This is a genomic window from Desulfacinum infernum DSM 9756, from assembly GCF_900129305.1.
In the GTDB taxonomy this organism is placed as follows: domain Bacteria; phylum Desulfobacterota; class Syntrophobacteria; order Syntrophobacterales; family DSM-9756; genus Desulfacinum; species Desulfacinum infernum.
This window is the reverse complement of sequence record NZ_FQVB01000008.1, coordinates 26,187-48,592: the sequence shown is the minus strand read 5'-3', so window position 1 is coordinate 48,592 and position 22,406 is coordinate 26,187. Positions and strand designations below refer to the sequence as shown.

General features: G+C 63.5%; 19 protein-coding genes. 14 read left to right on the top strand and 5 right to left on the bottom strand.

Translation table 11 applies throughout. The annotated features are described in order from the left end of the window. Positions 1 to 26: 26 nt before the first annotated feature. Entirely contained in the window at positions 27 to 1,271 is a 1,245-nt protein-coding gene (locus BUB04_RS04795) for a molybdopterin molybdotransferase MoeA (RefSeq protein ID WP_084076195.1), read from the bottom strand. 124 nt (positions 1,272 to 1,395) lie between these two features. Between BUB04_RS04795 and BUB04_RS04790 the strand changes: the two genes are divergently transcribed. Then, complete coding sequence (locus BUB04_RS04790; protein WP_073037483.1) at positions 1,396 to 1,779, top strand: winged helix-turn-helix domain-containing protein; 384 nt, start codon at positions 1,396 to 1,398, stop codon at positions 1,777 to 1,779. Between the two features lie 189 nt (positions 1,780 to 1,968). Here the strand turns inward: BUB04_RS04790 and sucD are convergent, their stop codons facing one another. Together sucD and sucC are read right to left on the bottom strand one after the other, a co-directional pair. Further along, on the bottom strand, positions 1,969 to 2,841 hold the full coding sequence (gene sucD, locus BUB04_RS04785; protein WP_073037481.1) for a succinate--CoA ligase subunit alpha: 873 nt from the start codon (positions 2,839 to 2,841) through the stop codon (positions 1,969 to 1,971). Between the two features lie 12 nt (positions 2,842 to 2,853). Continuing rightward, the gene (gene sucC / locus BUB04_RS04780; RefSeq protein WP_073037479.1) at positions 2,854 to 4,017 is read right to left on the bottom strand and encodes an ADP-forming succinate--CoA ligase subunit beta; all 1,164 of its coding nucleotides are present in this window, start codon (positions 4,015 to 4,017) and stop codon (positions 2,854 to 2,856) included. A 312-nt stretch (positions 4,018 to 4,329) separates the two neighbouring features. Here sucC and gatB point away from each other — a divergent pair, with 312 nt between their 5' ends. Both gatB and mtnA read left to right on the top strand, forming a co-directional pair. Continuing rightward, a complete protein-coding gene (gatB, locus tag BUB04_RS04775) occupies positions 4,330 to 5,760 on the top strand; it encodes an Asp-tRNA(Asn)/Glu-tRNA(Gln) amidotransferase subunit GatB (protein ID WP_073037639.1) in 1,431 nt (476 codons plus the stop codon). Positions 5,761 to 5,802: 42 nt separating this feature from the next. Next, the gene (gene mtnA, locus BUB04_RS04770) at positions 5,803 to 6,855 is read left to right on the top strand and encodes an S-methyl-5-thioribose-1-phosphate isomerase (RefSeq protein WP_073037477.1); all 1,053 of its coding nucleotides are present in this window, start codon (positions 5,803 to 5,805) and stop codon (positions 6,853 to 6,855) included. Positions 6,856 to 6,988: 133 nt separating this feature from the next. On the opposite strand, the gene radA is transcribed toward mtnA, so the two are convergent. Beyond that, a complete protein-coding gene (gene radA / locus BUB04_RS04765) occupies positions 6,989 to 8,350 on the bottom strand; it encodes a DNA repair protein RadA (RefSeq protein WP_073037476.1) in 1,362 nt (453 codons plus the stop codon). Positions 8,351 to 8,646: 296 nt separating this feature from the next. On the opposite strand from radA, the gene trxA reads away from it, so the two are divergent. The 4 genes from trxA to rho all read left to right on the top strand — a co-directional run bounded on the left by trxA (position 8,647) and on the right by rho (position 12,385). Continuing rightward, the gene (gene trxA / locus BUB04_RS04760) at positions 8,647 to 8,979 is read left to right on the top strand and encodes a thioredoxin (RefSeq protein WP_073037473.1); all 333 of its coding nucleotides are present in this window, start codon (positions 8,647 to 8,649) and stop codon (positions 8,977 to 8,979) included. A 78-nt stretch (positions 8,980 to 9,057) separates the two neighbouring features. Then, entirely contained in the window at positions 9,058 to 9,996 is a 939-nt protein-coding gene (gene trxB / locus BUB04_RS04755; RefSeq protein ID WP_073037472.1) for a thioredoxin-disulfide reductase, read from the top strand. A 40-nt stretch (positions 9,997 to 10,036) separates the two neighbouring features. Beyond that, complete coding sequence (locus tag BUB04_RS04750) at positions 10,037 to 10,801, top strand: outer membrane protein assembly factor BamD (protein ID WP_073037470.1); 765 nt, start codon at positions 10,037 to 10,039, stop codon at positions 10,799 to 10,801. Between the two features lie 333 nt (positions 10,802 to 11,134). Continuing rightward, positions 11,135 to 12,385: a transcription termination factor Rho gene (rho, locus tag BUB04_RS04745; RefSeq protein ID WP_084076208.1), complete on the top strand. Its 1,251-nt coding sequence runs from the start codon at positions 11,135 to 11,137 to the stop codon at positions 12,383 to 12,385. 277 nt (positions 12,386 to 12,662) lie between these two features. Here rho and BUB04_RS04740 read toward each other — a convergent pair whose 3' ends face one another. Continuing rightward, the gene (locus BUB04_RS04740) at positions 12,663 to 13,511 is read right to left on the bottom strand and encodes an ATP-grasp domain-containing protein (protein ID WP_073037468.1); all 849 of its coding nucleotides are present in this window, start codon (positions 13,509 to 13,511) and stop codon (positions 12,663 to 12,665) included. A 66-nt stretch (positions 13,512 to 13,577) separates the two neighbouring features. On the opposite strand from BUB04_RS04740, the gene rpmE reads away from it, so the two are divergent. From rpmE to BUB04_RS04710, 7 genes are all read left to right on the top strand, one after another. Beyond that, the gene (rpmE, locus tag BUB04_RS04735) at positions 13,578 to 13,805 is read left to right on the top strand and encodes a 50S ribosomal protein L31 (protein ID WP_073037466.1); all 228 of its coding nucleotides are present in this window, start codon (positions 13,578 to 13,580) and stop codon (positions 13,803 to 13,805) included. Between the two features lie 161 nt (positions 13,806 to 13,966). Next, positions 13,967 to 15,034 (top strand): peptide chain release factor 1, encoded by a 1,068-nt coding sequence (gene prfA, locus BUB04_RS04730; RefSeq protein WP_073037465.1) that lies wholly within the window; start codon positions 13,967 to 13,969, stop codon positions 15,032 to 15,034. 173 nt (positions 15,035 to 15,207) lie between these two features. After that, positions 15,208 to 16,077 (top strand): peptide chain release factor N(5)-glutamine methyltransferase, encoded by an 870-nt coding sequence (prmC, locus tag BUB04_RS04725; RefSeq protein WP_073037463.1) that lies wholly within the window; start codon positions 15,208 to 15,210, stop codon positions 16,075 to 16,077. 86 nt (positions 16,078 to 16,163) lie between these two features. Continuing rightward, complete coding sequence (murA, locus tag BUB04_RS04720; RefSeq protein ID WP_073037462.1) at positions 16,164 to 17,420, top strand: UDP-N-acetylglucosamine 1-carboxyvinyltransferase; 1,257 nt, start codon at positions 16,164 to 16,166, stop codon at positions 17,418 to 17,420. After that, positions 17,359 to 20,601 (top strand): ComEC/Rec2 family competence protein, encoded by a 3,243-nt coding sequence (locus BUB04_RS04715; protein ID WP_084076193.1) that lies wholly within the window; start codon positions 17,359 to 17,361, stop codon positions 20,599 to 20,601. Before murA ends, BUB04_RS04715 begins: the two co-directional genes overlap by 62 nt. A 291-nt stretch (positions 20,602 to 20,892) precedes the next feature. Continuing rightward, positions 20,893 to 21,258 carry a response regulator gene (locus tag BUB04_RS18670; protein ID WP_084076192.1) on the top strand — a complete coding sequence of 122 codons (366 nt, stop codon included), beginning with the start codon at positions 20,893 to 20,895 and terminating at the stop codon, positions 21,256 to 21,258. Positions 21,259 to 21,346: 88 nt separating this feature from the next. Next, entirely contained in the window at positions 21,347 to 22,378 is a 1,032-nt protein-coding gene (locus BUB04_RS04710) for a sigma-54 interaction domain-containing protein (RefSeq protein ID WP_084076191.1), read from the top strand. The last annotated feature ends 28 nt before the right edge of the window (positions 22,379 to 22,406 follow it).

Sequence of the window (22,406 nt, the reverse complement as noted above, 5' to 3'; positions counted from 1 at the left end):
ACGGGGTGTGAGGTTGAACGGGGCGATCAGGGGGAGGAGAAGAGGTGGACGGTGACGAGGGTTCCGGCTTCCAGGCCCTCCACGTGTTCCGGCACGATCACATAGCCGTCCGCCTTGGACAAGGTGCTGATCATGGCCGACTTTCCGAAGACGGGATCCGCGGTGAGTCGGCCTTTGTCGTTTGAAAGGCTCACCCGCACGTAATCGGCCCGGCCGTGGACCGATGGGATGTTCCGGGCCAGTTCCGCTTGCCGCACGTTGGTTTCCAGATTCCCGGCGTTTTCCACGCCCTGAAGCCTGAGCAGGCAGGGGCGCACGAAGGCGGTGAAGACGATCATGGCCGAAGCCGGCTGCCCCGGCAGTCCCCAAAGGATCTTTTCCCCCAGTCGGGCCAGGATCGTCGGCTTTCCGGGGCGGATGGCCACCCCGTGAGCCAGCAGCTCCGAGCCGGGAAACCGTTCCAGCACCTGGATGGTGAAATCACGGATGCCCACGGAACTGCCGCCCGAGAGAACCACCACGTCGTGGGCGGCAAGGGCCTCCCGGCACACCGCTTCCAGCTCGTCCAGATCGTCGGCCACCACCTGAATCGTTCCCACACGACCGCCCGCTTCCCGCACCTGGGAAGCCACCACGTAGGTGTTGATGTCCCGGATCTTTCCCGGGGGAAGGTCGCGGGTCTCGGGCGGGACGATTTCATCCCCGGTGGAGATGATCGCCACGCGCGGACGCCGAAAGACCCGCACTTCCTCCATCCCGATGGCCGCCAGAAGCCCCACGTCCTGGGGGCGGAGTTTCCGTCCGCGTTCCAGCACCTTTTCGCCCAGCGCCACATCGTCCCCCACCTGCAGGACGTTGTCGCCGGGCGCCACCGGCCGGGTCACTTCAATGGCATGGGCATCCAGGGGCTGGGTGTATTCCACCATGACCACGGCGTCGGCCCCATCCGGAAGCATCCCTCCCGTGGGAATGGCCGCGGCCGTCCCGGGACGAACCGCCGTTTCGGCCGGCCGCCCCATGGCCACCTCTCCGATCACCTCCAGAAGCGCCGGAAGGGATTCTCCTGCGCCGAAGGTGTCCCGAGCCCGAACGGCATAGCCGTCCATGGTGGCCCGGGCGAAGTGGGGAACGGGCTCCGGTGCCGTCACGTCCTCGGCCAAGACCCGCCCGGAAGCCTCCTGTACGGAAACGATTTCCGCCTCCAAAGGCGCAAAGGATCGGACCATCTCCACAATTTCTTCCGCGGTCTTGACCTTGAGGAATTCCGGCACGGGCTCGTCTCCTTCAGAAAGCAGCTGCATTGACCCGCCGTCGGCGGCTGTGAGAAGATGGGTTTTACCGGGCTGTCCGGCAAAAGGCAAGGGGAACGGCTCCAGGGCGGATTCAGGAGGAGGCATGGAACCCACGGGCAGGCTTTCCGTCCGGTCCAAGATCTGGATCGAGGATGAGCAGGGCAAGGTGGTTTTCGGGGCGGGGCGGCTTCGCATCCTGGAAGCTGTCGAACGCACCGGGTCGATCCTGGCCGCCTCCAGGGAACTGCAGATGAGCTACCGGGCCGTGTGGGGAAAGATCCGGGCCACGGAACAGCGTCTGGGCCGCCCGCTGCTCACCAAGAAGATCGGCGGAACCAAGGGCGGTGGCTCCGAACTGACCGGCTTCGCCAAGGCCCTGTTGCAAAGGTACCGCACCCTTCAGGCCCTCACCGAAAGCGCCGCCGACCGCCTCTTCGAAGACGTCTTCACACCGGATATCCCCGAAAACCCGGCGTCCGGGAGCTAGGGGGAGGGATCGCTACCGGATTGTTCGCAGAAGAAAACCGCCAAGGAGACGGAGACGACTGCAGGGGCGAATGATCATTCGCCCCTACAGTCCACCGCCTCTGGAAGGGACATGGGAAGACTCGCTGTTACGCCCCATATCCCATATCCCATATCCCTTATCCCAAATCTATCCCTTGCCCCTTTGGCCTCACAATCCGAACGTTTCCTTGCAGATCCGGCCCAGCTCGCCCAGGTTCTCCACCACCGTGATCCCGGCCTTCTTCATGGCCTCGATCTTGCCCTGGGCCGTTCCGCTGGAACCGCTGATGATGGCGCCGGCATGGCCCATGCGCCGTCCCGGAGGCGCCGTGAGGCCGGCCACGAAGCCCACCACGGGCTTGGTCACCCGCTCCGAAATGAACCGGGCGGCTTCTTCTTCGGCCGATCCCCCGATTTCCCCCACCATGACGATGGCCTGGGTCTGGGGGTCGTCCTGGAAGGCCTTCAGGCAGTCGATGAAATTGGTTCCGTTCACCGGGTCTCCGCCGATCCCCACGCAGGTGCTCTGGCCGATGCCCTGCAGGGTGAGCTGGTGAACCACCTCGTAGGTGAGCGTGCCGGAGCGGGACACGACGCCCACGGGGCCGGGCTTGTGGATGGGGCCGGGCATGATGCCCACCTTGCACTGACCCGGCGTGATGATGCCCGGGCAGTTGGGCCCGATGAGGCGGGATCCCGAACCTTTGAGGTAGTTCTTGACCTTGAGCATGTCCTGCACCGGGATGCCTTCCGTGATGGCCACGATGAGCGCCACGCCGGCATCCACCGCTTCCAGGATGGCGTCCGCGGCAAACGGGGGCGGGACGAAGATCATGGAGCAGTTGGCGCCCGTTTCCTTCACGGCCTGTTCCACCGTGTTGAAGACGGGAATGCCGTCCACGTCCTGGCCGCCCTTGCCCGGCGTCACGCCCGCCACGACCTTCGTTCCGTAGGCCACGCACTGCCTGGTATGAAACTGGCCTTCCCGGCCGGTGATTCCCTGCACGAGGACTCGTGTCGATGCATCCACCCAGATACTCATGGTGCCCCCCTTCTACGCCTTGGCGATGGCCGCTATCTTTTCCGCCGCATCCGAAAGATCTTTCGCCACAATGAGATTCAGCCCCGACTTTTCCAGGATTTCCCGTCCCTGCTCCACATTGGTCCCTTCCATGCGGATGACCACGGGCACCTTCACGTCCACCTTCTTGGTGGCTTCCACCACGCCCTGGGCCAGCACGTCACAGCGCAGAATGCCGCCGAAGATGTTGATGAGCACCCCTTTCACATTGGGATCGCTCAGGATGATCCGGAATCCGTTTTCCACCATCTCGGCGCTGGCTCCTCCGCCCACGTCCAGGAAGTTGGCCGGCTCGGCCCCCGCCAGCTTGATGATGTCCATGGTGGCCATGGCGAGGCCGGCTCCGTTGACCATGTTGCCGATATTGCCGTCCATCTTGATGTAATTGAGGTTGTACTTGGACGCCTCCACCTCCAGCGGATCTTCCTCGTCCAGATCCCGGTAGGCCAGGATGTCCTTGTGTCGAAACAGGGCGTTGTCGTCGAAGTTCACCTTGGCGTCCAGGGCCAGGATGCGCCGGTCCTTGGTGATGACCAGCGGATTGATCTCCAGCAGGGAGCAGTCGTAGTCCGTGCACAGCCGGTAGAGGGCGTTGACCATGGGGATGAAGAGCTTCACCAGGTCGGCGTCCAGATGGAGGCCGTAGGCGAGTTTTCGGGCCATGAAGGGCTGCAGGCCCAGGAGCGGATCCACGTGGACCTTCACGATCTTTTCCGGCGTGGTGGCCGCCACCTCCTCGATGTCCATGCCCCCCGCTTCACTGGCCATAAGAACGATGGTGGCCGTGGCGCGATCGGGAAGCAGGCTCAGGTACAGCTCCTTTTCGATCTCCAGGCCTTCCTCCACAAGAACCTTGCGCACCAAGCGCCCTTCCGGGCCCGTCTGATGGGTCACCAGTGTCATGCCCAGGATGCTCCCGGCCACGGAAGCCACTTCCTGGGCCGTGCGTGCCAGCTTCACGCCGCCGCCCTTGCCCCGGCCTCCCGCATGGATCTGGGCCTTGATCACCACGGGCAGCGTTCCCAGTTCCGCAGCCGCCGCCTCGGCTTCTTCCACGGTAAAGGCCACCTTCCCGCGCGGAATCGGCACCCCGTACTTCTGGAACAGCTCCTTCGCCTGGTACTCGTGGATCTTCATGGTCAACCTCTCTTTTTGGAAAACAGTGGAAACGTGCCGCCACTAGACAATGAGACGTGTACCCGCATGGAATCACCGCACATCCCGGTGCCCCTATCTGGCCACCTTTTCTAAAAGAAAAGATTCCTAAAGTCAAAACACCTTTGACCTCTCAGTTTTCAGCTCTCAGCTCTCCCCTTTCGCCTTTTCCCTTTCCCCTTTTCCCTTTCCCCTTTACCCCATACCCCTTCACGCCGGGGGCATTCGATGCTAAAAGGATCTGTTGTTGCGAAACCGCGTCCCAGAAACCCCTTGACCGACGAGGCGATGCCCATGCAGTTCGAAACCGTCATCGGCCTGGAAGTCCACGCGCAGCTCCTCACCAAGACGAAGATCTTCTGCAGCTGCTCAACGGAATTCGGCGCCCCGCCCAACACCCACACCTGCCCGGTCTGCCTGGGCATGCCGGGCGTGCTTCCCGTTCTGAACCGGACCGTGGTGGAATACGCCATGAAGATGGCTCTCGCCACCCACTGCCGGATTCTGCCTCGCTGCCGGTTCGCTCGGAAGAACTACTTTTATCCGGATCTTCCCAAGGGCTACCAGATCTCCCAGTACGAACTGCCCCTGGGGGTGGACGGCTGGCTGGAGATCGAAACGGAGGAGGGGACCCGGCGCATCGGGATCACGCGGATCCACATGGAAGAGGACGCGGGGAAGCTGGTGCACGACGAGACGCAGCCGGTGAGCTACGTGGACTTCAACCGCACGGGCGTGCCGCTCATCGAGATCGTGAGCGAACCGGACATGCGGAGCCCCGAAGAGGCCGCCGCCTACCTGAGAACCCTCCGGGACATTCTCCGGTACCTGGAGATCTGCGACGGGAACATGGAGGAAGGAAGCTTCCGGTGCGACGCCAACATCAGCCTGCGCCCGGTGGGGTCCAGCGAATTCGGCACCAAGACGGAGCTGAAGAACATGAATTCCTTCCGAAACGTTCAGAGGGCCCTGGAGTTCGAGGTGCGCCGGCAGAGAGCGCTGCTGGAAAAGGGGCAGGCCATCGTGCAGGAAACCCGACTCTGGGATGCGGGACGCGGAGTCACGGTGAGCATGCGCGGCAAGGAAGAGGCTCACGACTACCGGTACTTTCCCGACCCTGACCTGGTGCCCGTGGAGATCGACGAGGCCTGGGTGGAGCAAGTGCGATCGAGCCTCCCGGAACTTCCCGACGCCAAGCGGGAACGGTTCGTGCGCCAATACGACCTGCCCGCCTACGATGCCCGGGTGCTGACGGCTTCCAAGGATCTGGCCGACTACTTCGAAGCGGCGGTGGCCGCCTTTCCCCAGCCCAAAACGGTGAGCAACTGGATCATGAGCGAGCTGATGCGGGAACTGAAACGGGACGAGCGGGAGATCGAGGACTGTCCCGTGCCGCCCGCCCATCTGGCCGAACTGCTCCAGCTCATGGACCGGAACGTGATCAGCGGGAAGATCGCCAAGTCGGTCTTCAAGGAGATGTACGAAACGGGCGCCTCGGCCAAGGCCATCGTGGAAGCCAAGGGGCTGGAGCAGGTGACGGACGAGGGGGCCATCGAGGCGGTGGTCCGGGAGGTCCTGGCCGAAAACCCCAAGGAAGTGGAAAGCTTCCGGCAGGGAAAGGAGAAGCTTCTCGGCTTTTTCGTGGGCCAGGTGATGAAAAAGACGCGTGGAAAGGCCAACCCGAAGCTCGTCAACGAGATGCTCTTGAAGGCACTGAAGGGATAGCGCGGCGCCCTTTGGGCGCCCGAGCATTGGAGAGGAGAATTCATGGCACGAAAATCCTTGCAACCCATCTACTGGGACGGCGACGCCGTCATGATCGTGGACCAGAGGGTTCTACCCCATCAGGACAAGGTGCTTCGGTGCACCACGCCCCAACAGGTGATCCAGGCCATCAAGAAGATGGCCATCCGCGGTGCGCCCGCCGTGGGCATCGCCGGCGCCATGGCCCTGGCCCTGGGCGCGCAATCCATCACCGCCGCCGATCCCAAGACCTTTCGCCGCAAATTCGTGGGGCTCTGTGACCGGGTGCGGGCCGCACGCCCCACGGGGAACAACCTGGGCTGGGCCGTGGAGGCCGTCTACGCCGTGGTGGTGGAAAACCCGGACGCCGACGTGCCCACCTTGCAACGGCTGATCCGGGAAAAGTCCCAGCAGATCCTGGAAGAAGACATCCAGATCAACAAGGCCATCGGCCGCTGGGGCAGGCAGGTGATTCCCAAGGGCGCCCGCATCCTCACCTACTGCAACGCGGGGGCGCTGGCCACCGGAGACTACGGGACCGCGCTGGGCGTCATTCGGGCCGCCTTCGAAGCCGATCCCACCCTCCACGTGACCTGCTGCGAAACACGGCCTTTCCTGCAGGGAAGCCGCCTCACCGCCTATGAACTGCTCTACGAAGGCATCCCCAGCACGCTCGTCACCGACAATGCGGCGGGGAGCCTCATGCAGCAGGGAAAGATCGACGTGGTGGTGGTGGGAGCCGACCGCATCGCGGCCAATGGGGACACGGCCAACAAGATCGGCACGTATATGCTGGCCGTCCTGGCCCGGACCAACGGCATTCCGTTCTACGTGGCCGCCCCGCGGTCCACCATCGATCCCACGATCCCCCACGGTTCGGCCATTCCCATCGAGGAGCGGGACCCCAAGGAAGTCACCCACTTCCACGGCCGCCCGGTGGCCCCCGAGGACATGCAGGCCTACAATCCGGCCTTCGATGTCACGCCCAGCAAGTTCATCTCGGGCATCATCACGGAAGTGGGCGTTCTCACCCGACCGTTCAAGAAGAACATCCGGCAAGCGATGGAGAAGGGATAGAGGGGTATGGGGGATCCCCCCGGCCCCCCTTTGGAAAAGGGGGGAGAGCAGCCGCGGAGCCTCCCCGCCCCCACGCCTGACGCCTGACGCCTGACGCCTGACGCCTGACGCCTCACGACTCACGACTCACGACTCACGAAAAAAACTCATCCAGGACTTCCCGCAGGGACCGGACGGCCCGGCAGGAAACCCCCTTGGCCCCGTTGAGCTGCTCCTGGTTCGACCGCGGACACATGATGGTTCCAAAGCCCAGGGACAGGGCTTCGGACAATCTCCTGGAGGCGTGCCCCACGCCCCGCACCTCCCCCGCCAGGCCCACTTCCCCCCAGGCCACCAGGTCGTCGGGCAGGGACACGTCCAGGGCGCTGCTGAGAACGGCCAGCACGACGGCCAGATCCGCAGCCGTTTCCGCAAGGCGCACGCCTCCCGCCACGTTGACGAAAACATCCTGCTGCGCAAAGCCCACCCCCAGCTTCTTTTCCAGCACCGCCAGAAGGAGCGACAGACGATTGCCATCCACCCCCATACTGGCCCGCCGGGGCTGGGCCCACCCCGTGGGGGAGACCAGCGCCTGCACTTCCACGAGAAGCGGCCTCGTTCCTTCCATGGCGCAGGTGACCACCGAGCCGGGCACTCCGGCCGGCCGTTCGGCCAGCAGGAACCGGGACGGGTTCGGGACCTGCTCCAGGCCCGTTTCCTTCATCTCGAAGACGCCGATCTCGTTGGTGGATCCGAACCGGTTCTTGACCGCTCGAAGGAGCCGGAAGGCGTGCGTGCGGTCACCTTCCAGATAGAGCACCGCGTCCACCAGGTGTTCCAGCACCCGGGGACCCGCCACCACTCCTTCCTTGGTCACGTGCCCCACCAGGAGGATCCCCGTGTCCTTTTCCTTGGCAACCCGCTGCAGCCACGCCGTCGATTCCCGCACCTGGGAAACGGACCCCGGCGCGCTTTCCAGGAGGTCCAGGCGCATGGTCTGGATGGAATCCACGGCTACCGCCAGGAACTTCGTGGATTCCAGCAGGGGCACGACGGCGTCCACGGACGTTTCGGCACACACCAAAACATGGTCCGAAAGGCCCAGGCCGAGACGTTCGGCCCGCAGCCGGATCTGACTCAGGCTTTCTTCCCCGGAAACGTACAGAACGGGCCCGGACCGGGCCAGCCGTGCCAGGGCCTGCAGGAGCAGCGTGGACTTGCCGATGCCGGGATCCCCCGCCAGGAGCACTACGGAACCGGGGACGAGTCCGCCGCCCAGTACTCGGTCCCATTCCTGCATCCCGCTTTGAAGCCGACGGTCCGCGCTGGTCGGCACGGCCCCGAGAGGCAGGGCTTGGGCCGCCTGACCCTTGGCCGCCCGCCTGCCCGGGCCGGCCACCGCCGGGGCCTCCTCCACGAAGCTGTTCCAGGCCTGGCAGCCTGGGCATCGGCCCAGCCACTTAGGGCTTTCGTAGCCGCACTCCTGACAACGGTACAGGGCCTTTTCGCGGGCCACGGGAAATCACCTCCATCATCACATCAACCACTGCGGCCGGGCTTGCCGCCTCCCCAGGGTTCCACCTCTACCACTATAGCCAAACGCCCGGGGGTTTGTGAACGAAATGCGGCGGCGGCTGATTTTCGGGTGGACAACACCGATGGGAGCGTTTAGGTTCTTTTCGGTAGACCGGGCGCGATTGACAAGGAAAATCGGGCTGGTTTATATTCCGCCCATCGTGGCTTGAAAAGGCATGGGGATCTCCCAACGTCCCCCGCACGCCCGTCGCACAGTTTCCATGGAGGCATTGACCAATGGCTGGAAAGAACGTGATTGAAATCAGTGACAGCAGTTTCGAGCAGGAAGTGCTCAAATCCGATCTGCCCGTTCTCGTGGATTTCTGGGCTCCCTGGTGCGGACCGTGCCGGGCCATCGCTCCTGTGATCGATGAGCTTTCCAACGAGTACGCGGGCAAGCTGAAGGTGGCCAAGTGCAACGTGGATGAAAACCCCAACACCCCTGCGCGGTTCGGGATTCGGGCCATCCCGACGCTGATCCTCTTCAAGGACGGCAACGTGACAGAGCAGATCACGGGCGCCGTGGCCAAGAGTCAGATCGCCGCGGCGGTGGAGAAGGTGGTTTCCTAGCCATCGGACGTTCGATACGGCCTCACGGGAACGCACGGCGCGCGGGTGGGGCCTTTTTTGCGCGAGAGACCCCGCGATATGACCCGAAGTGACCTCTACGACATCGTCATCATCGGCGGCGGCCCGGCGGGACTGGCCGCCAGCCTTTACGCCAACCGGGCGCGGTACAAAACCCTGGTGCTTGAAAAGGTGGGCCTGGGCGGTCAGCTTCTCAGTTACGAGAAGGTGGACAACTACCCCGGATTTCCCGAAGGCATCAGCACCTTCGAACTGGTGGAGCTTTTCAAGGCTCAGGCCGAAAAGTTCGGTTTGGAACACCGGAACGCCGACGTGACCGGCATGGAGACGGAAGGCTCCATCCAGGTGATCCACACCAGCGAAGGGGATATCCGCTCCAAAGCCGTCATCGTGGCTTCGGGCTGTTCCCCCCAGAAGCTGGGCGTCAAGGGGGAAGTGGAATATACTGGCCGGGGCGTGTCCTATTGTGCCATCTGCGACGGTCCTTTCTACCGCAACGAAGAGGTGGCCGTTGTGGGCGGAGGGGACACGGCGGTGGAAGAGGCCATCTATCTCACCAAGTTCGCCTCCCGTGTCCATCTGATCCACCGCCGGGACGAATTGCGCGCCGTGAAAATCATTCAGGAAGAAGCCTTCGAGAACGAGAAGATCACCATCCACTGGAACACGGTGGTGGAAGAAGTCATCGGCGGCAACCAAGGCGTTTCCGAACTGAGCCTTCGCGACTTAGCCACCGGAAAGACCTCTTCCCTGCAGGTGCCGGGGGTCTTCATCTTCGTGGGCCTGATCCCCAACGCGGATTTCGTGCCGGCCGGAGTGAAACGGGACCCGCAGGGATTTATTATCACCGACGATACCATGGCCACGGCGGTGCCCGGCCTCTACGCCGCCGGAGATGTGCGTTCCAAGAGCCTCCGGCAGATCGTCACGGCCGTGGGGGATGGGGCGACCGCGGCCTTCAATGCCGGCCGCTACGCCGAATCCCTGGCCCATGCCTGACCACACCCCCGCCCCCACCCCGGTTTTCAGGAGTTGCCCAATGCACCGTTCTTTCATCCATGCACTGCATCGACGCTTGACGACCGGTGTCCTGCTCCTGGTGCTCAGCACCCTTCTTTCCGGGTGCGGCACCAATCTTTTGAGCTACTACTTCGACGACCTTTTCCAGTCGGGCGACGCCATTGAGCGCACCCCGGAGCAGCTGGCCTGGGACGGCGTGCAGGCCATGCAGGAGAAGGACTATGACGAGGCCCTGGACGCCTTCCAGAAGCTCAAGGAGCGCTACCCTTACAGCAAGTACGCCATCCTGGCGGAGCTGAAGGTGGGAGACGCGTATTTTCACAAGAAGAAATACGCCGACGCGGCCCTGGCCTACGAGGAATTCATCCGGCTGCATCCCCGCAACGAGGTGGTGCCCTACGTTCTTTATCAGCTGGGCATGTGCCACTTTTTGAGCTTCAAGTCCACGGACCGGGATATGGAAGAGACCCGGCTGGCCATGGATGCTTTCCAGCGTCTGATCCAGGCCTTTCCCACGTCCGAGTACGCCCCCAAGGCGGAGAAGCAGATTTACGAGTGCCGAAAGCGCCTGGCGGAGCACGAATTTCAGGTGGGGCGCCTCTATTACCGCATGGAGAAGTACAAGGCTGCGCAACTTCGGCTCACCCGTCTTCTCATGGAGCACCCCCAGGCGGTGAAGGATCTGGGCTACGAAGAGGAGATTCAGGCGATCCTGGCCGATTGCCGCGCCTGTCTCAACCGGGGCGACGACGGCAAGAGCCTGTGGACCAAGCTCGGCTTCTGAAACGAATCGAAATCGCTTGACATTCCTTCCGTGAATCCCTTATGAGACAGGGGCACGCCGACGCACGAGACCGGACCCTTCCCTAGGATGTTTACCCTGTCTCCAGCCCCCATATCTTAAAGGCGAGAGCAAGAGACCGACCCACGGCGACAGATATCCGATTGATTCTCATGGGTATTGCACATTCACACAACGGTTCGATGGCTTTTTTCGTCGCATTCTTGCGTGCCGTGTGACCCGGCAAAGAAAAGGAAAGGAGTTATGGCTGAAAACAACATGAACAACGACACTCTCAGTGCTTCGGCACGAAAGGAACTCTTGTCCCACCAGGACATGAACCTGGTGGAGCTCAAGAAGCGCAACATCAAGGAGCTCCTGGGCCTGGCCCGCCAGCTCCAGATCGAGGGCGCAAGCTCCATGCGCAAGCAGGACCTCATCTTCGCCATCCTGCAGGCCCAGGCGGAAATGAGCGGCCTGATCTACGGGGAGGGCGTCCTGGAGATCCTGCCGGACGGCTTCGGCTTCCTGCGCACCCAGGACTATAATTACCTGCCCGGCCCGGACGACATCTACGTGAGCCCGTCCCAGATCCGCCGGTTCAACCTGCGGACCGGCGACACGGTCTCCGGTCAGATCCGGCCCCCGAAGGACAACGAGCGCTACTTCGCCCTGCTCAAGGTGGAAGCCATCAACTACGAGGAACCCGAGGCGGCCCGGGACAAGATCCTGTTCGACAACCTGACGCCCATCTACCCCGATCGGCGCATCAATCTGGAGACCACCTCCGACAACTATTCCACCCGGGTCATGAACCTGCTCACCCCCATCGGGTTCGGCCAGCGCGGTCTGATCGTCGCTCCTCCCCGCACCGGCAAGACCATGCTGCTCCAGAACATCGCCAACGCGGTGGCCAAGAACCACCGGGAAGCCTACCTGATCGTGCTGCTCATCGACGAGCGCCCGGAAGAAGTGACCGACATGCAGCGCAATGTGCGGGCCGCCGAGGTGGTGAGTTCCACCTTCGACGAGCCGGCCCAGCGCCACGTGCAGGTGGCCGAGATGGTGATCGAAAAGGCCAAGCGCCTGGTGGAACACCGACGGGATGTGGTGATCCTGCTGGACAGCATCACCCGACTCGCCCGGGCCTACAACACGGTGGTACCCCCCAGCGGCAAGATCCTTTCGGGCGGCTTGGACTCCAACGCCCTTCACCGGCCCAAGCGCTTTTTCGGCGCCGCGCGAAACATCGAGCAGGGCGGAAGTCTCACCATCATCGCCACGGCCCTCATCGAGACCGGCAGCCGCATGGATGAGGTGATCTTCGAGGAATTCAAGGGCACCGGCAACATGGAGATCCACCTGGATCGCAAGCTGGCGGATCGACGCATCTTCCCGGCCATCGACATCAACCGGTCCGGCACGCGGAAGGAAGAGCTGCTGCTGCCGCCGGAGGATCTCAACCGGATCTGGATCCTCAGGAAACTCCTGTCGCCTCTGAACCCGGTGGACGCCATGGAATTCTTGCTGGACAAGATGCAGGGAACCAAGGACAACGCGGATTTTCTGGCGTCCATGAACCGGTGATTGAAAAACTCACCGCAGAGACGCCGAGGGCACAGAGGGGCCCTTTACTTTCCCTTTTCGCCGAGAGGGACCATCACGGCCCGCGCTGGGCGATTTCATCCACGACACGAAAAAGGCAGGGGCGAAAACCTTTTCGCCCCTACAGTCCGTCACCCAAACAACCCTGCTCGCCTTCATCGGCGGTTCCCCCTTTACACCATCCCCCCGGCGGATCACGAATTCCCCCCTACCCCCCTTCCCCATACCCCCTACCCCCTACCCCTTACCCCTCTAATCCTTAATCCTTAATCCTTGATCCTTGCTCCCCGCTCCTGGCCTCCCGGCACCACATGTCCACCGCCCGGCGGAGGTATTCCCGGTGCCCGGGAGCGCCCCCCAGGCCCTTGCGGCCGAAGTTGAAGTTGATTTCCACGAAGACGGGCGGGCCTGCGTCGGGAAACATGAGGTCGAAGGCGGCGAGATCGATCCCCAGCCGGTGGCTGAGCTCCAGACAGGCCCGGACGCCGCGTTCCTGCTCTTCCGGGGCCACTTCGTGGTCGATGGCCGCCCCCTTGGAGACGTTGTTGTAGAAGCCGCCGCCCCCCACCCGAAAGTAGCTCACGGCCATGGTCCCGTACACCACGACCCTGAGATCCCGCCCGCCGTGGTCGATCAGGCGTTGCAGCAGAACGGGCTCGTGGGTCGGGAGCCGGTCCAGCTTCATCCGCAGCTCGGCTTGGTCGCGGACGGGAAAGACGGCGCTGCCCCCTCCGCCCGAGTCCCCCTTGAGCACCGCCGGGTACCCCCAGGGGCTCCCCCACGTGCGCAGAGCGCTCCAGGCGTGCTCGCGGTTCCGAAAGATCCAGGTGTCCGGATGGCGCACCCCCAGCCGCCGAAAGGTCAGGATCTGGCGGGCTTTTCCCGTGAGGGATCGTGTCCCTTCCAGGCGGGGAAACCAACGGCGGGCGAGCCGCGTCACGGCGGCGTAGCGCCACGGGGAAACGTATCCGGGCAGGACCACCCCGCAGGCCGCGCGCAACAACCCCCGCACCTCGGGGTCGTCCAGGGGCGCAAACAGCGACAGATTGTGATCCAGCGAGATGTAGGGATTCAGGGACACAAAAAAGGAATCACGGGCAAAATTCACTTGAAAGACAACCTTTCGACGTTATAATTGGGAGCTCTTGAAAGAAGAACCCATACGGAGGCGAACATGAAAAAGGACATTCATCCTGCATACCACCAGACCGTGATCCGCTGCGCCTGCGGCAACGAAATCGAAACCGGATCCACCAAGACGGACATCCGCGTGGAAATCTGTTCCAAGTGCCACCCGTTCTTCACCGGCAAGCAGAAGCTGGTGGACACCGGCGGCCGCATCGAGCGGTTCATGAAAAAGTACGAGAAATTCCAGAAAAAGCAAGAAGAACAGAACAACTAGCTTCCACCCGGACTGCCTGCCGGCCGACGCAGAGGTCCGGGTTTTTTGTGCCCCGCGTCCGATGGGGGGCGGCAGGCGCTTGATGTGAGGGGTTAGGCGGTTTCCGTCCCACGGATTCCGGATCACGGATTAGGAATTACGGATTACGGACCCTTGGCGCTATGTTCGATCGTTTGGCCGCCTTGGAAGAGCGGCATCAAGAATTGGAATCCCTGCTGAGCCGGCAGGACATCCTGGGCAATCCCGACAAGTACCGCAAGGTTGCCAAGGAGCACGCCGAGCTGTCCCCCATTGTGGACGCCCTCAGGCGATACCGCAAGGCGGAGGAACAGCTGCGGGAAAACCAGGAACTGCTCCGGCGTGAAGACGACCCCGAGATGCGGGAACTCATCCGGGAGGACACGGTGCGGCTGAAGGAGGAGCTGGAAGGGCTCGAGCTGGACCTCAAGAAGATGCTCCTCCCCAAGGATCCCAACGATGAAAAGAACGTGATCCTGGAGATTCGGGCGGGTACCGGCGGCGACGAGGCGGCGCTTTTCGCGGCGGATCTCTTTCGGATGTACACCCGTTACGCGGAAAACCAGGGTTGGAAGGTGGAACTCCTGGACAGCCACCCCACGGGCATCGGCGGATTCAAGGAAGTGATCGCGGCCATCAACGGCAAGGGCGCCTACAGCCGCCTCAAGTTCGAACGGGGCGTGCACCGGGTGCAGCGGGTGCCGGAAACGGAAAGCCAGGGCCGGATCCACACGTCCGCCGTCACGGTGGCGGTGCTGCCCGAAGCCGAGGAAGTGGATGTGGAGATCGATCCCAACGATCTTCGGGTGGACGTCTTCCGCTCCTCCGGGCCCGGCGGCCAGAGTGTGAACACCACGGATTCGGCGGTGCGCATCACCCACCTGCCCACCGGCTTGGTGGTCACCTGCCAGGACGAAAAGTCCCAGCACAAGAACAAGGCCAAGGCCATGAAGGTGCTCCGGGCCCGCCTTCTGGACATGATGCGCTCCGAGCAGGAAGCCAAGATCGCCCAGGACCGCAAGAGCCAGGTGGGGTCCGGGGACCGCAGCGAACGGATCCGCACCTACAATTTCCCTCAGAACCGCGTGACCGACCACCGGATCAACCTGACCCTCTACAAGCTGGAAGAGATCATGGAGGGCGCGCTGGACCAGGTGATCGACCCGCTCATCGCCACCGCTCAGGCCGAAGCCCTGCAGGAAGGGACGTAATTGGTCATGGGGTTATTGAGCTGTTGGGTCACGGGGTAGTTCCCCACTAACGTAATTACTCAATTACCCGGTACGTCATCGAGGATGGGATTGGGTGGTGCAGGCACCAGCTCGAGATTGTCTTTCCTTCCGGCGCAGATAGAAGAGCCGGGGGCCCGTTTCGGCTTTGATCCATGGAAGAAACCTGGACCATCCTGAAGGTCCTGCAGTGGACCACCGAATACTTCCGCGGCAAGGGTCTGGAGCAGCCCCGGGCCGATGCGGAGGTGCTGCTGGCCCATGCCCTGGGTCTTCGCCGCATGGATCTGTACCTTCGCTTCGACCAGCCCCTCCACCCCGACGAACTGGCCCGCTACCGGGAACTCATCAAGCGGCGGGCGGCCCGCGAGCCCACCCAGTACATCACGGGCCGCCAGGAATTCTGGTCCCTGGAACTGGAAATCAACCCGGCGGTGCTCATCCCCCGCCCGGAAACGGAACGCCTGGTGGAGTTGGCCCTGGAGGCGTTCGGGCAGGAGCCCATCCGCGTCCTGGACGTGGGAACGGGATCGGGGGCCATCGCCATCGCCTTGGCCACGGAGCGGCCCCGCTGGGTCGTCACGGCGTGCGACATCTCCCGGGACGCCCTGCAGACGGCACGGCGAAACGCCGAGCGCCACGGCGTGGCGGATCGCATCGCCCTTGTGCTTTCGGATCTCAGTTCGGCCTTTCGCCCCGCCCCTCCCCCCTTTCATCTCATCTGCGCCAATCCGCCGTACGTGGGCGATAGGGAATGGGAAAGCCTCGCCCCGGAAGTCACGGGCCACGAACCGGCAAAAGCCCTCCGGGGCGGCGGCCCGGACGGCACCCTCGTTCCGCAAAAACTCCTTCGGGATGCCTTCCCGCTCCTTCGCCCCGGGGGTATGCTTCTCATGGAATTCGGCAAGGGCCAGGACGGGACCCTGTCAGCCGCAGCCCGCAAACTTCCCGGAGTGGACAGCGTGGAGGTGGTAAGGGATTATTCGGATATTCCACGCGTTCTCCGCGTCGCCAAAAGCGTTTGAAGGCGCGGACGAACACCGAAAGAACAGTTCACCTCTGCGTCTCTGTGTCTCTGTGGTGAAATCACCCGGACGGAAGGCTTGAATTCATGGACAAACTGGTCATCGAAGGCGGCATTCCCCTCCGCGGCACCATCCCCATCAGCGGCGCCAAGAATGCGGCCCTGCCGCTCATGGCGGCCTCCCTGCTGGCCCCGGGAGTGCATCGGTTCACCAACGTCCCCCGGCTCCGGGACATCCGCACCATGGAACGGCTCTTGGCCCACATGGGAGCCAAGAGTGAATGGAACCACGGGCTGACCCTGGACACCGCTTCCGTGGGGACTCCCGAAGCGCCCTACGAGCTGGTGAAGACCATGCGGGCGTCCGTGCTGGTTCTGGGGCCGCTGGCCGCCCGGTACGGCCGCGCCAAGGTGTCTCTTCCCGGGGGATGCGCCATCGGGGCCCGCCCCATCAACCTCCATCTTCGGGGCCTGGAAGACATGGGAGCCCGGATCGAACTGGAAGGCGGCTATGTCCTGGTCCGGTGCGGACGGCTTCGGGGAACCACCATCACCTTCGATCAGGTGACGGTCACCGGAACGGAGAATCTCATGATGGCCGCGGCCCTGGCCGAGGGCGAGACGGTATTGGAAAACGCGGCCCGGGAACCGGAGGTGGTGGACCTGGCCGAATACCTCACGGAAATGGGCGCCCGCATCGAAGGGGCCGGAACGGCGGTCATCCGCATCCAGGGGGTGGATCATCTCAAGCCCGGCCGCGCCCACGCGGTCATCCCCGACCGGATCGAGACGGGGACCTACCTGGTGGCGGCGGGAATCACCGGCGGCAGCCTTCAGCTCACCCACTGCCGGCCCGACCATGTGGACGCCGTGATCCGGAAGCTCTTGGCAGCTGGCCTGGTGGTTCAAACCGGCGCCGACACCATCCGGGTGGAGGCTCCCGCGGACGGCATCCGGAGCGTGGACGCCGCCACGTGGCCCTATCCCGGCTTTCCCACGGACATGCAGGCCCAGTTCATGGCCCTCATGACCCTCGGGGACGGGGTGAGCGTCATCAAGGAGCAGATTTTCGAAAACCGCTTCATGCACGTGAGCGAGCTGAAGCGGCTGGGAGCCGACATCCGCCTGGACGGGCGGAGCGCCGTGGTGCGCGGCGTGCCGCATCTTTCCGGAGCCCCGGTGATGGCCACGGACCTTCGCGCGTCCGCGTCGCTCGTGCTGGCGGGACTGGCGGCCCGGGGCCGCACAGACGTGAGCCGCATCTACCACCTGGAACGCGGCTATGAAGCTCTGGATGAAAAATTGCGGGCCGTGGGCGCCCGCATCTGGAGGGAGCGGGAGTAGCGCCCCGCCGGGGTCGCGGCCGCTGGTGCCCGTGGCCGTGGCGTTCGCCGGCGGCATCACCGCAAGGCACCTGGCAGGCGGGATCCCCGGGGCACTCCGGACGACGCTCCTCTCCACCCTGATCGCCCTCTTCGCCCTTTCACTCTTGGCCCTGATCCTTCGAAAGCGCCACAACCCGCCCGCCTTTCCGGGCAAACGCGTCTTCACCGCCGTCCTTTGGCTGGGCGTTTCCTTCGCAACCGGATGTTTTCTCCAGCACCGTGCCGAAGTGAAGAGCCGCTTTCCGGAGTGGCTCGCCCCGCACCTGGACGGCCCGGAAGAGACGGTGACGGCCGTCGTATCGGGTTTTCCGGATTTTTATCCGGAAAAGACGGTCCTTCCGGTGACGCTCCTCCATATGGGCAACCCCCTGAGTCATCCCTCGTCATCTGTCATTCCCGCCAGTCCGCGGATTACGGATCACAGATCGCGGATCACGGACAATCCCCCCCGGCCCTCCTTTGGAAAAGGGGGGAGAAGGTCGACACTTCTTAGAAAATCACCCGGCAACGCCGAAGATACTTTCGGAACCGATCTTTCCCCCCGTTACTCGTCCCCCATGACTCATCACCCGTCACGCCTCACTGCTCACTCGTCACTCTTCACTCATCACTCTTCACCCGTCACTCATCACTCGCGAAGCGAGGTCCTTGTGCGGCTGGTGGTGAGGGACCTGGAAGGCGACTGGCGGGTGGGCGATGTCTTTGCAGCCCGGCTCAAGCTTCGGTCCTTTCGAAACTTCGAAAACCCGGGCCGGTTCGACTACGTGGCGTTCCAGGCCCGGCAGGGCATCTTCGCCCGGGCCTTTCTCAAGACGGACCGGGCCATGGAGCGCCTCCCCGGCCTTTTCCGGTTGTCACCGCAAACAGAACCCTCCCCCATAGGGAAGTTCGAGGAGATCCCGGCCTGGCTTTCCGGAAACATCCATAGATGGGTGGACGGGATGCGCCAGCGAAGCCGCCGGGCGATCCTGCAGGCACTGGAAGGCGGCACGGCGGCGGTGAACTGCGCCCTGCTCCTGGGCTACCGCCATATGATTCCCCCGGAGCGGATCACTCGGTTCCGGGAGGCCGGGGTCATGCACCTGCTGGCCATCTCCGGCCTTCACGTGGGGATCGTGGCCTGGGTGGCCTTCTGGGCGGTGCGCCTCCTCCTGCGCCTTCTCTTTCCGAGACTCCTGGAAACCGTCCCCGACGTGCAGGCGGGATGGGCCGCCGCCCTGGCCGCCGCTGCCCTCTATGCCCTCTTGGCCGGCCTCGCCCTTCCCACCCAGCGGGCCCTTTGCATGCTGGGCCTTGCCGTGGCGGCCGTCTGGTCGTTTCGGCGCCCGGATCCCCTGTCGCTCACGGCCGCGGCGGCCCTGGCGGTTCTGGCCTCCGATCCCTGGAACCTCTTTCGGGCGTCCTTTCAGCTTTCCTTCGCCGCCTTTTTGGGCATCGCGCTCCTCTATCCGCGGATGTCCCGCCGGGTGGAGCGCCGGTGGCCGGGGTTCCGGTCGGGAAAAACCTTTTGGCTCCGCCCGTTCGTGGACGCGTTTCTTCTTTCGGCTGCGGCCACCGTGGCCGTCACTCCCCTTTCGGCCTACCACTTCCACGGACTGAGCCTGGTGGGGCTGGCGGCCAACACCCTGGTGGTTCCGGTGATGGGCTTGGCCGTGCTGCCGTCGGGGCTTGCGGGCCTTGCCTTCCATCCGGTGCTCCCAGGCACCGGATCCCTGCTGCTCAAACTTTCCGGCGGCGTGCTCCACGGGGCCCTCAAGGCCGTGGACGCCTTCGCCGATCTTCCCTTCGCCCACACCTACGTGGGGCGGATTTCCGTCGGAGGCCTCATCGCCTGCTACGGCAGCGCCTGGTTGCTGCTTTCGTCGCTGCCCGTCAAGAAAAAGGCCGCCTTGGCGGCGGCCTTGGGAATCACGGCGGGAGCGGTCTGGCTGCTGGACCGGATTCCGGATGCTTCCCCGCCGTCTCCCCTGCGGGTGACGGTCCTGCACGTGGGCCAGGGGAGCAGCACCCTGGTCCGGTGCGGGCGAGACGGCGCGCTCCTGGTGGACGGCGGAGGCTTCTACGACGATTCCTTCGACGTGGGCCGGGCCGTGGTGGCTCCCGCGCTTTGGGCCCTGGGCGTCCGAAGGCTCGACTGGGTGGTCCTGAGCCACGACCAGGCGGACCACCGAAACGGCCTGAAATTCATCCTGAAGCACTTTCCCGTGGGCCGCTACCTGGAAAGCGGGCTCACGGACGATGCCTCGGGAGAGACGCCGACGGCCGCCATCGCCGGAAAAAGGGGGATTCCCGTGCTGTCACTCATGGACCTTCGGGAGGAGAACCGGCAAACGAACGCAAAGCCCCTGGGCCCGTTTCCCTCCACCCCGCTGCCAGCGGGCTCCTTCGCCCCGCCCCGCCACGAACCGCCTGTCGCCGCTTTCCCCCTGGGCGACTGCCGCGCATGGGTCCTCCACCCCAGCCGGGACTACGTGGAAAGGGTGTGGGACGGTGTGGACCTGAACGAGGTGTCCGTGGTCCTGGCCGTGACTTACGGAAAGACGGGCGTCCTGATTCCGGGCGACATCAGCACGGAAGTGGAAGCGCACGCGCTGGCCAGGCTCCCCAAAGGCGGACTCCGCTGGATCCTCGTGGCGCCCCACCACGGAAGCGCCCACTCCACCGGCCCCGCCCTTCTGGATGCGCTCCGGCCTCAGGCGGTCTTGGTCTCCTGCGGCCATCTCAACCCCTTTCGCTTTCCGGCCTCGGCCTTCCTGGAGCGGTGCCGGACCCGGGACATCCCCGTCCTCCGAACGGACCGGCACGGAGCCCTCTTCGCCGAAAGCGACGGGCTCCATTGGAAGCTGCGAACGTTCAGCGGCGGACGCCCTGACCTGACCGAAGCCCGTTGCGGAAGCTTTTCCGGAAGCACCGGAATGTCCTTTCTTCCTGCGGCGCAGCCCTTCCGGGCCGCTAGGCGCCTGTCTGACAATGGGTTCTTTGCCTCGTTTTGTCCCCATCCGTCATCCCCGCGAAAGCGGGGATCCAGGATTCCCGGGAACCTATGGACTCCCGCTTGCGCGGGAGTGACGGGTGGCGGAGTTTTCGGACAGCCTCCTAGCCCCTCGCACAACAGGAAGACTTTCGACCATTTCCCGTAAGCCTGAGGAATTGCGAGGCCCCCTTTTCCGCGGGGCTGAAGCCCAGCGGCGACCAAGGGGCCCTGAATTCGTCGCCACCCGGGACGGGGGAGTCGCTGTCGGACCAGCGCCTCCGGGACTCTTGGGAACCGCTCCCGAAAGTGCAAACCTTTTCACACCCCCCGGGGTTTTCCATTGACTTTTTGAACCCGGGTGAATAACCTTTGTGCAAATAATTTCCATTTCTTCCCATCCGCAGGGCGGCTCGGGAAGCGGGTGCCGTAACCCCCAGGATCCTTCGACAGGTGGCCCATGAAGCGTATCTTGATCATTGAAGACGATGAAGGATTGCGTGACCTTCTTGAGAACTTTCTGGAGGAAACCGGCTACCAAGTCGTCAAGGCGGCGGATGGCTTGGAGGGGATGGATGCCATTGAAAGGGAGCAATTCGACCTGATTGTGGTGGACGTGATGCTCCCCTACGTGAGTGGTATCGGACTGCTCAAGATCGTGAAAAAGCGCAATCCCCAACTTCCCATTATCTGCATCACCGGCTACGGGAACTCCCCTGAAGAGCTGGCGGAAAGAGAGCACGCGGACCGCGTCCTGCCCAAACCATTCGACTTGACCGACCTTCTGGCGGCGGTCCAGGAGCTTCTTCCCGAACAGGCCCGCTGATTCCGGCGTGATGGACCGGGTAGAAGGCCGGAAATCGGGACAATGAGTGGTTTGGGGGATTCCTTCACCCCCCGGATCGGATGGAGCCATGCCTGACGGTGGACCTGTCATTGTAGGAATCAGTCGCAGTACGGAAAAGATCCGCGAGATCGTCCGGAAGGTGGCGGACGTGGATCTGAACGTGCTCATCTCCGGCGAGAGCGGGGTGGGCAAGGAGCTGGTTGCTCGCTCCCTGCACTACTTTTCGTCCAGGAAGAAGAGGCCCTTCATCAAGGTCAACTGCGCCGCACTTCCCGGTGAGCTCATCGAAACGGAGCTCTTCGGGTACGAGAAGGGCGCGTTCACGGGGGCGGACAAGCAGAAGATGGGCAAGTTCGAGGCCGCGGCGGACGGTTCCATCTTCCTGGACGAGATCGGGGAGATCCCTATGTCCATGCAGGCCAAACTGTTGCAGGTGCTGCAGGACCAGAAGTTTCCCCGGATCGGAGGTCACAAGGAGATCGACGCAAGGGCCCGGGTCATAGCGGCCACCAACAGGAATCTGGAGGCGGAGATCCTGTCCGGGAATTTTCGGGAGGATCTCTACTTTCGCATCAACACCATCAGCATCGTGGTCCCCCCCCTGCGGGAACGGCCTGAAGACGTGGAGCCCTTGGTCTATTATTTCCTGGATCGCCTTTCCAAGGAGCACCGTCTTCCCAAGCCGGACATATCGCCCCGGCTTATGAAGCTTCTCAAGGGCTACCACTGGCCGGGAAACGTTCGGGAGCTGGAAAACTACCTGAAAAGGCTGCTGGTGCTGGGGGAATCGAAAGAGCTGGAAGCCGAACTGGAAGCCGCCGGCGACGGGTGGAATTCCGAGACGGACACCGCCTCTTCCCAGGAGGCGGTGATCGAGGAAGCCGCCAAGGAGGTTCTTCCCAACAAGAACAGCCGGGAAAAGCAGTTCCCGTCGCTCAAGGAGGTGCGGGATAAAGCCGTCTACCGCGTGGAGCGGGCCCTCATCAAGCAGGTGTTGGAGGAAACCAACTGGAACAGGAGGGAAGCGGCGAAGATCCTTAAGATCAGCTATCGCGCCCTGCTCTACAAGCTCAAAGACATGAACCTCACGCCCCACTGACGATCGCGGCGCCTCCGCGACCTCCAAA

What these genes read in the sequence shown, in the direction of transcription:
- BUB04_RS04790 (WP_073037483.1), top strand. Translation starts at nt 1,396, where the DNA reads ATGGAACCCACGGGCAGGCTTTCCGTCCGGTCCAAGATCTGGATCGAG.
- sucD (WP_073037481.1), bottom strand. Translation starts at nt 2,841, where the DNA reads ATGAGTATCTGGGTGGATGCATCGACACGAGTCCTCGTGCAGGGAATC.
- sucC (WP_073037479.1), bottom strand. Translation starts at nt 4,017, where the DNA reads ATGAAGATCCACGAGTACCAGGCGAAGGAGCTGTTCCAGAAGTACGGG.
- gatB (WP_073037639.1), top strand. Translation starts at nt 4,330, where the DNA reads ATGCAGTTCGAAACCGTCATCGGCCTGGAAGTCCACGCGCAGCTCCTC.
- mtnA (WP_073037477.1), top strand. Translation starts at nt 5,803, where the DNA reads ATGGCACGAAAATCCTTGCAACCCATCTACTGGGACGGCGACGCCGTC.
- trxA (WP_073037473.1), top strand. Translation starts at nt 8,647, where the DNA reads ATGGCTGGAAAGAACGTGATTGAAATCAGTGACAGCAGTTTCGAGCAG.
- trxB (WP_073037472.1), top strand. Translation starts at nt 9,058, where the DNA reads ATGACCCGAAGTGACCTCTACGACATCGTCATCATCGGCGGCGGCCCG.
- BUB04_RS04750 (WP_073037470.1), top strand. Translation starts at nt 10,037, where the DNA reads ATGCACCGTTCTTTCATCCATGCACTGCATCGACGCTTGACGACCGGT.
- rho (WP_084076208.1), top strand. Translation starts at nt 11,135, where the DNA reads ATGAACCTGGTGGAGCTCAAGAAGCGCAACATCAAGGAGCTCCTGGGC.
- rpmE (WP_073037466.1), top strand. Translation starts at nt 13,578, where the DNA reads ATGAAAAAGGACATTCATCCTGCATACCACCAGACCGTGATCCGCTGC.
- prfA (WP_073037465.1), top strand. Translation starts at nt 13,967, where the DNA reads ATGTTCGATCGTTTGGCCGCCTTGGAAGAGCGGCATCAAGAATTGGAA.
- prmC (WP_073037463.1), top strand. Translation starts at nt 15,208, where the DNA reads ATGGAAGAAACCTGGACCATCCTGAAGGTCCTGCAGTGGACCACCGAA.
- murA (WP_073037462.1), top strand. Translation starts at nt 16,164, where the DNA reads ATGGACAAACTGGTCATCGAAGGCGGCATTCCCCTCCGCGGCACCATC.
- BUB04_RS04715 (WP_084076193.1), top strand. Translation starts at nt 17,359, where the DNA reads ATGAAGCTCTGGATGAAAAATTGCGGGCCGTGGGCGCCCGCATCTGGA.
- BUB04_RS18670 (WP_084076192.1), top strand. Translation starts at nt 20,893, where the DNA reads ATGAAGCGTATCTTGATCATTGAAGACGATGAAGGATTGCGTGACCTT.
- BUB04_RS04710 (WP_084076191.1), top strand. Translation starts at nt 21,347, where the DNA reads ATGCCTGACGGTGGACCTGTCATTGTAGGAATCAGTCGCAGTACGGAA.